The organism is Clostridium cellulovorans 743B, assembly GCF_000145275.1.
Taxonomy (GTDB): Bacteria; Bacillota; Clostridia; order Clostridiales; family Clostridiaceae; genus Clostridium_K; species Clostridium_K cellulovorans.
The window spans coordinates 4,349,237-4,362,465 of record NC_014393.1; the positions used below are offsets into that span (position 1 = coordinate 4,349,237).

Sequence of the window (13,229 nt, forward strand, 5' to 3'; positions counted from 1 at the left end):
TAACTAGTTCAAATATAAAAGCTATACACCCTATGCCTAAAAGTGTATAGCTACAAATCCTGATATAATCTATCTACATTTTTCGTATTCTTGTATACTTTACATATCTGAAACTTATATATTTTTAAATAAAATATTATTCTCAAGATGGATATGCTGGAAGGTATCTATTTCTAACTCCCTTAATTTTTCATAGGTTACTTGAAAAGTTCTGCAAGCATCCTTTGGCACAATATAATGTTCTGTTACTTCTCTAAGTTCTTTTATTATATCTCCAGCTCCTGTGTGTTCATCTTCTAATTCATTTATAAGTTTTAAAACTTTTTCTCTATTTGAATCATTTCTATTTGTATCATATTCTTTTATTATTGGAAATAAGAATTCCTCTTCCTTTACTAAATGCCCCTCTAACTCTGTTCTCAAAGTATTAAATAATTTATGAACCTTGAAAAGTTCTTCATGGTTACTACCATGAACCCTTAATATTTTAAAGGTAAGCTCACTGATTTTAGGCAATTCTTCCTTTAAATATCTATGATGCACGCTTACAATATAATCTACTAGCTTGCTTGGTTTTTCCTTCGCCCAATCTGTAAATTCCTCATTTTTTTCTTGAAATTCTTCATAAGATGCTTGAAGCAAAGTTAATATTTTATTTCCATCAAGGTTCTGTTCATCCATTGCCTCTATTAATGGTCTATTTCCTCCACAACAAAAATCAATTTTATATTTTAAAAATAAATCACTAGCTCCTGGAAAAACAGTAACAACATCTCCGATTTTATCTGACAAACTAAAGTTTCTAATCATAGTTTTTTCCTCCAATTTTAATTTTTGTTTATAAGGCTTTGATTTTAGGATATAGATGCATATCCTCTTTAGAAATACGACTTTCTAACAACTTTAATATTTCTTTGCTCTCTTTTAAAAAACTATCGGTATCATTTAAAATTTTGTACTTTGTATTAAACTTATTCTTATAATCACTAAAATCCCCATGAATAGTTCCCATTTCTTCACCATATTCTTTAGCCAATTTTCTTAAGTCTTCATCCTCACTTTCAATTAATGTTGGATACAAAAATTTATCTTCTGAGTGCATATGCACATTAATTTTCCCTGCAAGAATATTTATATTTTTTACTAGAGAGTCAAGGTTTTCTTTAATATCATTAGCATTAATCCCTTCCTTAATAACTAGAAATAATTCTCTTATTTCTCCATGTTGTCTTTCTAGATTACTTATATTAGCCATATTCTATCCTCCTATGTATAAAATTTTTTCAATTAATTCATTGCTTTTATCTATACTTTAATTATAATCATAGCGAATTTTTAATATGTGATTTGAAACACATATTAAAAATTTAATTGAAACTTATTTTGTAGTCATAAAAAATATAAAAAAGCTATACCTCTAAAACAAAAGTGTATAGCTCCAAATCTATATTTTTTTGTACTTACAATTGTTATATATACGTAAAAGTATTTGTATACTTGTTTATTAATAACCTTTAATATTATTTGATTTTATTGCCTACAGATGCCATATATATAACAAATTCATCTTCCCCGTCTAATCCTAACATCTCATCAATTAATTGTTGATCATAAATCCCAATAGCGCAGGTACCGCAATCAATGGACTCTGCTGCAAGATAAAGATTTTGACATAAGTGTCCTACATCAATAAGAATCTTTTTATGAGCAGTGACATCAAATTTATATTCTGCTCTATATGGAATACAGCTCCAAGCAAATATCACAGCACTCTTTGAAACGAAATTTTGGACAAAAGGTTGTCTAGGAGTTGCTTCATCAACTTTACTAACTAAATCTTCTACTATGTACATGAACATAAGTTTATGCTCCAAAGGAAGATACCTATAAACACCACTTACAAGTCCTTCTACTTTATTTATTATCAAGTATGTTTCAAAAGGATGACAAGCTCCTCCAGAAGGTACTCTTCTTAAAGTTCCTGTATTGTTATTTGTTACTTGATGTATTCCTTGAGTTGTCCAAAGCAGGTAAGAAAGCTCATCGATTGTGATTTTTTCTTCTGAATATTTTCTTACACTTCTCCTATCATCAAAGCAATCAAAGACATTATGTTTAATTAGGATTTCTCTATCCACCTCTGGAAGATCAATTAGTTCCTTAGTTTCATCATATTCTTTTTGAAAACTTGGGAATGGTAATCCTTTTTGTCTATCTGTTTTAATCTCATCTAGCACCTTAAAGTCTGCCTTCATAAAATCTCTATTTTTCTTATATCTGTCCATTTTTATCTCCTTAATAATCGATTTTCTTATATTTGGGTCTCTAACTTATAATAACATTCTTAGCTTATCAAGGGATTTAATTTTATTCTGTAACAAAGGTTACAAAAGTATTTAAATTTCCATTATTCTTCTTAATCCTTAATTTGAATAACTTCATTAATACTTCTGCATTATCTAAAGATACATCATTTACATAGTTGATTATCTCATAGTTTTGTGGGAAAAGTAGTGGGGTTTGTTTTCCTGGATTGCTTGGGTATTTTGATTTTTTGTACCAATCTAAATGGTTGCCGTTGTTATCTTCACTATCCTGTCATTTGTCATTAAAGAAAAATCTTCAATAGACATTATTACATCATCTATTGAAGATTTTCTGTGAGTTTATAAATGCACTAACTTTAATACAATATACTTCTTACTGGCAACTTTTCTAACTTTAACTTTATAACTTGTTGGTTAACTGTTTCTCTTAATTTTTCATTATCTTGTATTGATTCTTTCAGATCATTAAACCACTTATCTACTCCACCTGTCCTAGCTAACATCCCTTCCTCAAAAAAGGAAGTTTCATTTTTAACATATGTTAACACTTCGTTTATAGTTGAATCTACTCCACACCAACCAGCTCTCCAAAGTTAGGGCATAAGTCAGCTAACAAATCCAAAATTTTCATCAAAAATAATCAACTCAACTTTCAATTTTTTTTTGATAATATATCTTTAACTTCATTTGGAAGAATTCCCATAAAGTAATTTTCAATGTTGTCCCAAAACCATTTTGAATAATTGAGAATTCTCTCTTTTTGTGATGTTTCTGGTTGTTCCTTAGTAAACAAGAATTTAAGCATTTCTACGCTAGTGTAATGTTTAACCTGAACATCTTTCAAAATGCTATTTTGGTAAAAATCACCTTGCTTAATAGCCCTTTCAAGTGGATATATCGAGTTCATACGTAAATAAATTTGTGGATTATTGCCACCAATAACCTGATAGCTTAACATCTTTCTTGCTTCACCAATACCTAACGCAGCAATTTTTGCATCAATATCATCGCCATGAAACCTAAAGTGGAATGACGTAATCTCATCTACGCCAGTTACATAATTATCACTCGGATTCACGGTATTCGTTATTGAACTCATAATAAATTTTGAGAAAATATCACTATCTTGATGTATAATGTATCTTTGATTATCAGCATTACTATTTGTACGTTCAGAAATAAACTTAATTTCTTTGATTTTTCCGAATTCAAAGGCCGAATTGATGATAGTCTGTGCAAAAGATCTAGCTTCAAACTTATCAGCAATCTTTAAGGTCTTCATAAAATGATTGCCCAAATCAATAACTGTAAACTGGCTACTAGTTATTTTTTGTTCATTTAAAAAACTCTCAAATGATTTCAAGATTATTTTATATTGAGATAAAAGATTTTCTACTGAAATATCACTGTTAAGTGAAACCTCAACACCAGAAGTGTACACAAATTTCTCAAACAAATTTTTATGCTGTAATTTTTCCCGCTCATCTTGATTAAATAGAGCAAATTTAAAACTTGGAAACGACATATTCTTATAGTACTTTTCCCAAATTCCACTCAGATTTACTTGATAGACAGCCGAGTATGTGTTGCTATTAAGATCAAACTCTTTCGAGAAAAATTTACCTAATCGCGATTTGGAAAATTGAGATTCCAATTCTGGTGTCACAAAAATTAAGTCATTCCCGAAAAGACTCCTAGGACGAGCTACAAACGGTGAATATCCAAGCTTATTTGGAGACGAGAAATCTTTTTCAATCATTAACAGTACAGTTTTAACTTTGTTATCAAGAGAATCTTCATCACGTTTATTTTGAACAAAAATGTACTTAAAGTCTTCCGGACTAATGATTAAGTTACGATTATTTCCCTTTTCTTTGTATACAGACAGCACCTTACGCATTACTTCTAGAATTTGAGTCTTTCTTATTGCTGACATACCATGAAGCTGCTTAACTTCGTTCATATCTCGAGATAAAAAATCAATCATTCCAAATCCATGAAGAACTTTAGATTTATCACGTGCAGCACGACCAATTTCTTGAATATAGTCAACTACATTTCCAGTCGGAGCATAATGATAAACATTCGTGATATCAGGAATATCAATTCCCATACCAAAAGCCTTAGTGGCAAGCACAAATTGAAGTTCTCCAGATTTGTATTCCGATAGCACCTCATCCTTCTCTTCCTTTTGCAAAGTACCATAGTATTTACCTGTCTTTTCTGCAATTTTAGAATCATTCTGAGCCACAAAGTTATAGAAATCTATTAACAATCGCACAGTTGGAAAATAGAGTAACGACTTCTGCTTATTTTTCAACGCCATTTGTAAATGCTTCAAAGCAAGTGCATTTTTCGTTTTTCTATAGTCTCGACCCTCAGCATCAAGGTTCTTCTCACTACTTCTAACATTCATCAATAGTTCATCACGTCTTACATCACCAAAATATGAAATCGGACTTATCATATTTAAAGTATTTCTCGTGTCTAAATACATATCTTCCCTACCACCATATATGGCAGTAGCTGTGAAGGTAACAATTGGGAATTTATATTTTCTTAGTTTCGCAAGATAAATACCCAAATACCAATAATCAGCTCTGAAGGATTTACCCCAAGTTGTCACAATATGAGCTTCATCAATAATGACTACCCCGATCTTTCTTTTACCAATCAACATTTTAATGTCACTTCTAGCCTGTAGAGTCTCTGGAGATAAATACAGTACATCCACTTCTTGATTTTGCACTCTCTCTAGAATTTTTTCTTTTTCAAACGGAGGTGTATTACCATTGATTGTTGCAGAAGAGCTCACCCCTTTACGGCGCATGTTATCAACCTGATCATTCATCAACCCAATCAAAGGTGATATAACTAAAGTAAGCGGCTTATTTTCAATATATTTTTGTGCTAGATACAATGCTGGGACTTGGAACATAACTGACTTACCAGCACCAGTAGAAGCTGTAATATACACGTCCCTAAACGCTTCCCCATGCATTGCTTTTTCTGCTTGAGTTACAATATCATCTATAATTTGGGCTTGTGAGATATTTATTGTTTCTTTAGAATGACTTTCAATATTCTTATAAAAAGCTATTTCCCTATAACTGTCATATCCATAAACATCTTTTAATATCCTCAAGTAGCTTTCTTCATTTTGAATAACTTGTCGTCTAATTGAAAGCGTATCAAAGAATAAGTTGATATCCTTTAACTTAGAAAGAATATTAAGCCGCTCCAAGTATCTATTAGGTAAACTATCTGAGGAACCAGATAATACTAATAAAATATTGTGTTTGCTATTATCATTAAGTATTTCTGTTTCTAAGTCTAGGAAAGGAATTTCATCTTCTGAAAGTTCTATGCGTTGAATGTTATCTAGTGGATACTCAACAGAAAAATCAACCTTTGCCGGAATATCTTTATATAATTTATATCTATTAATTTCTTCTTCAAATTCTATATAAGTTACAAAATAATTTCCGCTTTGTTTTGAATAGTCAATTTTCCCATAGAAGAATGACACATTTTCTAGTATTTTCTCCTGTTCTGGCTCAAGCTCACTATCCTCCTGATAATACAAGTAATGATAAATATCATCAACATTACATAATGTACCTCGGTAAGGAAACTGCTTGTCATATAAGTTATTTTCTAATACAACTACAGGCATTTTATTAATAGCCGATTTTTCCTTAAACAGTTGGTATTCCTCTATAGTCATCCACTTGTAGTCAAAATCAAATTTTCTGTTATCAATAATTTCATCTACAACTTGTTCACGAATTGTATCTAGGTTTACCTTGTCATAGTAATCAATATGAAACGAGAAATATTTATTTTTATATGGCATCTCAGCCACATTGAAACCTTTCAATATTATTATTGACTTTCCTACTTCACTTATAATTTCTTGAATACTATTTTCTATCATAATAAAAATCTCTTAACCTTTCTAAAATCTTAGGATTTTGAAGTTTACTGATTGCTTTGGCTTCAATTTGCCTTATACGTTCACGAGTTACATTCTCAACATGTCCTATTTCTTCGAGAGTATGGGTTCTTCCATCAATAAAACCAAATCGAAAATTTAAAATTCTAGTTTCTTTTGGAGTTAATCGTCCTTCACAAATCTCTTTAAGCTCTCTCTTTAACTCTCCTTCTTCTGCAGACTTCTCTGGTGATCGATGTTTATCATCCGGAATGAACTCTCCAAGAAAGCTCCCTTCATCAGCGCCAATTGGAATATCCAGACTCGTTAGGTTTGCAACATCCTGATATACTTGTAAATAGTTAACTTCTTCCGAAGAAATACCCAGTAAATTAGCTAGTTCTTCCTTACTAGCTACTCGCCCATTCTCATTCCAAAATTTGTTTTCAGTACTTACATATTTGATTATTTTTTCTCTCATATGAACTGGAATTCTGATTGTGGTGCTATAATCGGCGATACTTCTAGTAATGCTCTGTCTAACCCACCAAGTCGCATATGTAGAAAATTGGTTTCCCTTGCTAATATCAAATTTTTCAGCTGCCTTCATTAAACCGAGCACACCGGCTTGATACATATCACTATTATCAAAAGAAACCGTTGAAAATTGTTTATATCTTAATGCTATTTCCCATACAAGCTTCTTATTTGCATTAACAAGATTATCTAATGCCTGTTCTCTTTTTCTAAAATCTTCTTTGCTAGAATGAAGGTCAACTAGATACTCTAAATTGTGACTTTTATCAACTACGTTTTTTAGTTTTGAGACTTCATCATTGAATGAATCATTGTCTAGAACAACATCCAATTCCTCAAAATTAAACTCGTCCAAAAAATCAAAATCTTCAAAATTAATATCTCGGTGTACTTCATTGATAATTGTATAGCCTGAAATATTTAAACTATGTCGAATCCGCTTTTGCATATCACGATCAATCTTTTCAGTTTCGAACCATTTATTGAGCTTTGTTTCCCTTAATTCTTTATTGGGTCCAATGTACTTAAAAAGCCTACTGATTTTTTCATTAAATGCTCCTTTGGAGTGTACAATCTCAATATTCAGTGAATTTAGCTCAGTAAACACTGACTCCATCTCGCTATCTGATACTCGATATTTCTTAAATAGTTCTTCAACCTTTTCAATATTTAACTTGCTACCAAATCGAAGGTTGTCGTTTATATAGTCAATAATAATGGACAAATTGTCACTCACGATAAATTACAACCTCCTTAAGCAATCTTTTTAAAATTAAACATAAATAATTTCACTTATAGCATAATTTTACATCATAGCCTAAGACTTTTCAATTAAACCTCTTCTAATTATAAACAGGTATAGGTTTGTTTTCCTCATAGATGAGTTTATCTACTAGAAATATATTTAATCTTTATATGTAAAATTATTTTTCATAATGAGTCTTACTATCTCCCTAGAAGCCTCCATGTTTTACTTCTCCATATGGATTATAGCTATATTTATCTGTTACTTGTTCAAATATATTTGCTACTTGTGATACACAGCCTCTTCCATCATATAAATAGAAGGATGAGTCTGACCATATATGGAAGTACGATGTTAAACTATCTTCTGATATTCTATCTAAACCGTAGGTGTAGGAATTTGTACAAAATCCATGTCATCTGAGGTCATTAATACTTCTGCATTATCTAAAGATACATCATTTACATAATTGATTATCTCATAGTTTTGTGGGAACAGTAGTGGGGTTTGTTTTCCTGGATTGCTTGGGTATTTTGATTTTTTGTACTAGCCTAAATGGTTTCTTTTCTTATTAAAAAGAAAACTCCAATAGATATTATTACATTATCTAGTGAAGCTTTCTTATAAATTCATAAACGTCTTAATTTATTCATTTGCTCATCATTATTATTCAAAATTTAGCAACTTCTTAAATTTGTAATACAATTAGCCTTATCCTTAGCTTACTTTATTAGATCATTTACTTTAAAGCTACCATCACTTAGTATGTTTCAGTTAAATTAACTTTATTTCCTCTATAGAGTATCCAAGATGACCTAAGATATCTCTTTCAAATGCTCCATAATCTAGTTTGGCTTTTTTACTTATTTTTTTTATTGACTTCAAGATATTATCTAATATTAATTTCTTTTTCCCTTCAATATCAGAACTAATATATTTGTCATAATCAATATGTTTTCTTACTGAAACAAGTTGAAACTTTAAATCATATTTCACTTCTTCTTGCCATTCTCCCCTATCTATTAAATCTTGAGGTGCTACAATTGGAGTTATTCCGATAACATTCACTATTTCACTATATTTATTATTTTTTACAAATAAGGAAATCCTCCTATACATCGAATATATTTCATCATCAACACCATAAATGTTTTTATAGTATGAAGGCGAATTAATATTTATTTCCATAAAATCTCTTCTCTACCATCCATTAGGATTAAGTGGTGGGTATGTATCATATTTGTCAAAGTAATATTTATTCATATCATACTGCCAATAGTGCATATCTATCTTATTACCACTTTCCAAAACTCTCATTTCAGCATTTTTACTCTCTAGATAACTCTTAGAATACCTTGTATCTGGATATAGTGTCTCTCCAAACTTTAATATTTCACCAGTATCCTTATCTACTAATGCATAACCATAATTAGTATTTAAATTTGATAATGAATTACCATGAATTTCATTTGTTGCATTTATATCAATACCATTTGTTTTTTTATATTTTCCCCATGCCTCGCTCATTCCCGTATTATCGTACATTCCTTTATTTGCTGACTGAAATTCATTCCAAGTCATAAACTTACCTTCAGTCACATCCACATTACACTTATCATGAACAAATACCCCAATCTCTGAAACAAAGTATGTATGCCAATCAGCCACCTCAAAATTATATACCTTTACTGGCTTACCTAGCTTCTCCACTGTAACTTTGCTAACTTGAGTTATCTTACCAGAAGCTAAAAGAACCCTATCTCCTTCCTTCAGCTCCCCTGCTGGTGTCCATCCCTTATCTTCTACCCAGTCTGTAGTATCAATTTTATTACCTTCTATCTCTAGATGTACTAAAGTATCAACTTCTTTTATAAATACATTCTTTACTTCTTTATAGCCTTGTTCTTCTGTTTCAGCATTCCTAGAATTTTACTTGAATATTATCATTTAAACTTTTTTGTGGTTAGATTATACATTTTTATGTAGCTAATTTTCCTATTAAATATTATCATTCTGGTTTATTTGCCACCTTATTTAGAATAGCGTTTCCCTTTTCATCCAATACACCTTCGATAACATTACTTATTTTGTATTTATATATTTCATCAATATATTTATTCAGTTTATCTTTATAGTCATCAACATTACCGATACTTATTCCATTCGCTGTCATCTTATCAATTATATCTAATGTTGATATTTCAACTCCAATATATGATATAGCTCCATATAAATACGCTGCACCGCTCTTTATACCTATTAATCCACCATTATCATATGGATTCGGTACTAGAAATTCACTTGCACGTGTCTTAAAGTCACCATAACTTATGCTTATTGGCATCTTTTTTGTTTTCTCCACTACTGATCACCTCAAATACTATATTACTAACATTACTGCCATGGCCTATAGAACCCTTTACTATGATGTAGCTTATGAAAAGCCTCATCAAGTAATCTCATGTTGCTTGGAATATCTTCTCCACCAATTGATAATGGAACCTTATGGCCAACTTCGTATCCTGGAGGAACTTTTCCTTCGCTCAACCATTGATTCATCCATTTTGGTGCCTTACCACTCGCCCCAAGTTCCTTTAAAAAGATACTTTTTGTAGTCTGGCTTCTTGTTGTTTCGTATGCAATGCCGTTTGCTTCTTTATATTTTGTCCATGCATCGCTCATTCCTGTATTATCATACATTCCTTTATTTGCTGACTGAAATTCATTCCAAGTCATAAACTTAGCTTCAGTCACATCCACATTACACTTGTTATGAACGAATACCCCAGCCTCTGAAACAAAATATGTATGCCAATCAGCCACCTCAAAATTATATACCTTTACTGGCTTACTTAGCTTCTCCACTGTAACCTTGCTAACTTGAGTTATCTTACCAGAAGCTAAAAGAACCCTATCTCCTTCCTTCAGTTCCCCTGCTGGTGTCCATCCCTTATCTTCTACCCAGAATGGATGATTTTCTGTGGTATCAATTTTATTGCCTTCTATCTCTAGATAAACTAAGGTATCAACTTCTTTGTATAAATACGTTTTTTACTTCTTCGTTTAGTAAATACCATAAAAAGATAAAGCTCCAATAGATACTTTTATGATCTACCAGAACTTTATTTTTATCTTTAATCAAGTTCAAAAGGATTTCTTACATGTTTTGTTTTACCTCTATGCTTTTCTTATATAAAATACAAAATTGGTTTATTACTTAATTTACTCATCTAACATTTTGTAATTAAACCCATACCCATTATCATCAAGGAACCTTTTCAATTTCTTGAATAGCTTTTCACAATTTATTGTCAATTCATATTTGCAATAAATCTCTATTTCTATCTTTTTACCTTTCGAAGTTGGATATGTTTGATACAATTCACCACTTTCAATAAAACTAAGATAATTATTTACTTTGTCCTGAATTAACCTTAAATGATTAATTTCATCTTCCCAATCCAATTCATCAGTAATTGTCAATGTTACATTTTTTTCTTCATTATCAGTTGATATAAAATCTACTGTATTTATATTTTTCAATGACATTTTAAATTATCCTTTCTTTAATTATCTGGCCTAATTATTTTAACCCCAGTTGGAGGTATTTCTATACCATTTGTAAATGGCGGTTTCCCTTTTCCTACAACAACTCCCCCATCTTTTTCAATTTGAGGAAAACCTATTTTTTGATTTTTAGTAAGTGGTGCTGTACTTGATGATTTAGCTTCTTCAATTATTATATTTCCTGTAGCCTCATCAATACTTAAAAAATCTGCTCTTACTTTAACACCTTCTTTAGTCCTAATAGTAACTTGTTCTGCCACAGTTTTACGGCCTTGGTTCTCTATGATATCTTTTTTCACACTCTCCTCAAATAATTTACCATTTTTCTTGTTCTGTGTTAAAACATCAGACTTATCTAACTTTTTAGCAAAGAGCTGCAAATTCATTGGGAGTAACCCTTTTTCACCCTCAGGCAACATCCTAGAAGCATCAGTAACATAATCCTCAGCCTTTACTACAATTCCACCCGGTGCAGATATAAAGTCAGGTCTAGTTAGTCCTTTATCCAGTGACTTAATTACATCTATTGCATTCTGTCCGTCTTTTACCAAGTCTATAGCTTTATCTGCTGCATTAACAACCTCAAAAGCTTTTTCCGCCTTAACTGCATACTTTCCTACCTTTGCAGCATCACCAACGAATGGTATCATCGATGCAAAGCTTAAAGCTGCATCTACTGTGTTTCCTCTTGCTAAGGATATTAATCCATTAACACCATCTAGTACATCACCTACAACTGGCACAAACCCTGCTATATCTAAAGCCAACTGTACTCCGTCTAGAATTTGGTCTTTGTATTCATAAGCCTTACTTAGAACATACTGAGCACCTTCACAGCCCTTCTTAACTGTCTCCATTACCGTTCTTACGACTTCATTTGGATAATTTATCGTAGAAATTATCGGCTCTGCTAGCTGTTCCACCCTCTCAATGGTGTTAGAAACAACCTCTTTAGCTTCATCAATCTTTTCCTCTGCATAGGATACAACGTTATCTACAGTTTGTTCAGCTGAATTATACCAACTACTTACTTTATCACTTACATAGTCATAAGCATTTGATACAAAATTTGTTACATAAGATAGTGCTTTAGATCCGTAATCTACTACCGTATCAATTACATCATTAACAACTTCTTTTGCCTTTGAAACTGCTTTATCAAACCAGCCTGGCCAATGCCCACTTGGATCTGTATACATCATTGGATTATTTACGGCATATGCATACCTATTTAAAGTAAGCGGCTGCATTACATTACCTAGATAACTATCCCTTGTTAGGAATCTTCCTGTCTCTGGTTCATAGTATCTCGCTCTTAGATATTGTAGTCCACTAAGTCTATTATAATTTTCTCCGTTATATCCGTAGAAGTTTTCATAATGAGTCTTACTATCTCCCCAGAAGCCTCCATGTTTTACTTCTCCATATGGATTGTAGTTATATTTATCCGTTACTTGTTCAAATATGTTTGCTACTTGTGCTACACTGCCTCTTCCATCATATAAATAGAAGGATGAGTCTGACCATATATGGAAATATGATGTTAAACTATCTTCTGATATTCTATCTAAACCATAAGTATATGCATTTGTATAGAATCCATGTTCATCTGAGGTCATCAATACTTCTGCATTATCCAGAGATACATCATTTACATAGTTGATTATCTCATAGTTTTGTGGGAACAGTAGTGGGGTTTGTTTTCCTGGATTGCTTGGGTATTTTGATTTTTTGTACCAACCTAAATGGTTACCGTTGTTGTCTTCATTATCATGCCCATAACCATTATTTTTGCCATATCCCTCATTTTCTTCATTACCATTGTTGCTGTCGCCACTTTGTCCACTTTTATAGCTGATGCTCTTATTTTTCTGAATTTCATTGTTACTATCAACTACGCTATAGCTTTCATGGGACTTATCATTACTTGTGCTTTTGTTTCCAATACTATTGTCACTAATTACACTATTTCCATTGCTGTTATTACTAGATTCATTACTATCGCCACTATTTTCTTTGTTAATTTCGTTGGGGTCTACTTTATCTTCTCCAGCTACAGTATCAGATTTTTCTCCTGACAAAGCCCCAGCGGCAGCTTCCTTGTTGTCCTTTGACTTTC

At 31.7% G+C, this 13,229-nt stretch carries 10 protein-coding genes and 2 pseudogenes; all 12 read right to left on the reverse strand.

From position 1 onward, the window contains the following. Positions 1 to 114: 114 nt before the first annotated feature. Positions 115 to 810 carry an iron-sulfur cluster repair di-iron protein gene (gene ric, locus CLOCEL_RS17900; RefSeq protein ID WP_010073597.1) on the reverse strand — a complete coding sequence of 232 codons (696 nt, stop codon included), beginning with the start codon at positions 808 to 810 and terminating at the stop codon, positions 115 to 117. Positions 811 to 838: 28 nt separating this feature from the next. Then, positions 839 to 1,255 carry a hemerythrin domain-containing protein gene (locus CLOCEL_RS17905; RefSeq protein ID WP_010073598.1) on the reverse strand — a complete coding sequence of 139 codons (417 nt, stop codon included), beginning with the start codon at positions 1,253 to 1,255 and terminating at the stop codon, positions 839 to 841. Positions 1,256 to 1,520: 265 nt separating this feature from the next. Next, the gene (locus CLOCEL_RS17910; RefSeq protein WP_010073599.1) at positions 1,521 to 2,285 is read right to left on the reverse strand and encodes a SagB/ThcOx family dehydrogenase; all 765 of its coding nucleotides are present in this window, start codon (positions 2,283 to 2,285) and stop codon (positions 1,521 to 1,523) included. A gap of 398 nt (positions 2,286 to 2,683) precedes the next feature. After that, entirely contained in the window at positions 2,684 to 2,875 is a 192-nt protein-coding gene (locus tag CLOCEL_RS17915; protein ID WP_010073600.1) for a hypothetical protein, read from the reverse strand. 104 nt (positions 2,876 to 2,979) lie between these two features. Continuing rightward, the gene (locus tag CLOCEL_RS17920; RefSeq protein ID WP_010073601.1) at positions 2,980 to 6,264 is read right to left on the reverse strand and encodes a DEAD/DEAH box helicase; all 3,285 of its coding nucleotides are present in this window, start codon (positions 6,262 to 6,264) and stop codon (positions 2,980 to 2,982) included. Continuing rightward, a complete protein-coding gene (locus tag CLOCEL_RS17925; protein ID WP_010073602.1) occupies positions 6,251 to 7,534 on the reverse strand; it encodes a sigma-70 family RNA polymerase sigma factor in 1,284 nt (427 codons plus the stop codon). Before CLOCEL_RS17925 ends, CLOCEL_RS17920 begins: the two co-directional genes overlap by 14 nt. A gap of 783 nt (positions 7,535 to 8,317) precedes the next feature. Beyond that, positions 8,318 to 8,731, reverse strand: a complete 414-nt coding sequence (locus CLOCEL_RS17930) for an Imm44 family immunity protein (protein WP_010073603.1) — start codon at positions 8,729 to 8,731, stop codon at positions 8,318 to 8,320. 12 nt (positions 8,732 to 8,743) lie between these two features. Then, positions 8,744 to 9,457: pseudogene (locus tag CLOCEL_RS17935) on the reverse strand (polymorphic toxin-type HINT domain-containing protein); the annotation flags it as partial. Between the two features lie 94 nt (positions 9,458 to 9,551). Continuing rightward, positions 9,552 to 9,905: a hypothetical protein gene (locus CLOCEL_RS17940; protein WP_010073605.1), complete on the reverse strand. Its 354-nt coding sequence runs from the start codon at positions 9,903 to 9,905 to the stop codon at positions 9,552 to 9,554. A 32-nt stretch (positions 9,906 to 9,937) separates the two neighbouring features. Next, positions 9,938 to 10,567 (reverse strand): annotated as a pseudogene (locus tag CLOCEL_RS17945) (polymorphic toxin-type HINT domain-containing protein); the annotation flags it as partial. Between the two features lie 198 nt (positions 10,568 to 10,765). After that, positions 10,766 to 11,092 (reverse strand): DUF6572 domain-containing protein, encoded by a 327-nt coding sequence (locus CLOCEL_RS17955; RefSeq protein WP_010073607.1) that lies wholly within the window; start codon positions 11,090 to 11,092, stop codon positions 10,766 to 10,768. Between the two features lie 17 nt (positions 11,093 to 11,109). Beyond that, positions 11,110 to 13,191 (reverse strand): RHS repeat-associated core domain-containing protein, encoded by a 2,082-nt coding sequence (locus CLOCEL_RS23345; protein ID WP_013291928.1) that lies wholly within the window; start codon positions 13,189 to 13,191, stop codon positions 11,110 to 11,112. Positions 13,192 to 13,229 lie beyond the last annotated feature (38 nt).

Bases quoted from the DNA above. Each gene is read 5' to 3' on its own strand.
- ric (WP_010073597.1), bottom strand. From the start codon at position 810: ATGATTAGAAACTTTAGTTTGTCAGATAAAATCGGAGATGTTGTTACT.
- CLOCEL_RS17905 (WP_010073598.1), bottom strand. From the start codon at position 1,255: ATGGCTAATATAAGTAATCTAGAAAGACAACATGGAGAAATAAGAGAA.
- CLOCEL_RS17910 (WP_010073599.1), bottom strand. From the start codon at position 2,285: ATGGACAGATATAAGAAAAATAGAGATTTTATGAAGGCAGACTTTAAG.
- CLOCEL_RS17920 (WP_010073601.1), bottom strand. From the start codon at position 6,264: ATGATAGAAAATAGTATTCAAGAAATTATAAGTGAAGTAGGAAAGTCA.
- CLOCEL_RS17930 (WP_010073603.1), bottom strand. From the start codon at position 8,731: ATGGAAATAAATATTAATTCGCCTTCATACTATAAAAACATTTATGGT.
- CLOCEL_RS17955 (WP_010073607.1), bottom strand. From the start codon at position 11,092: ATGTCATTGAAAAATATAAATACAGTAGATTTTATATCAACTGATAAT.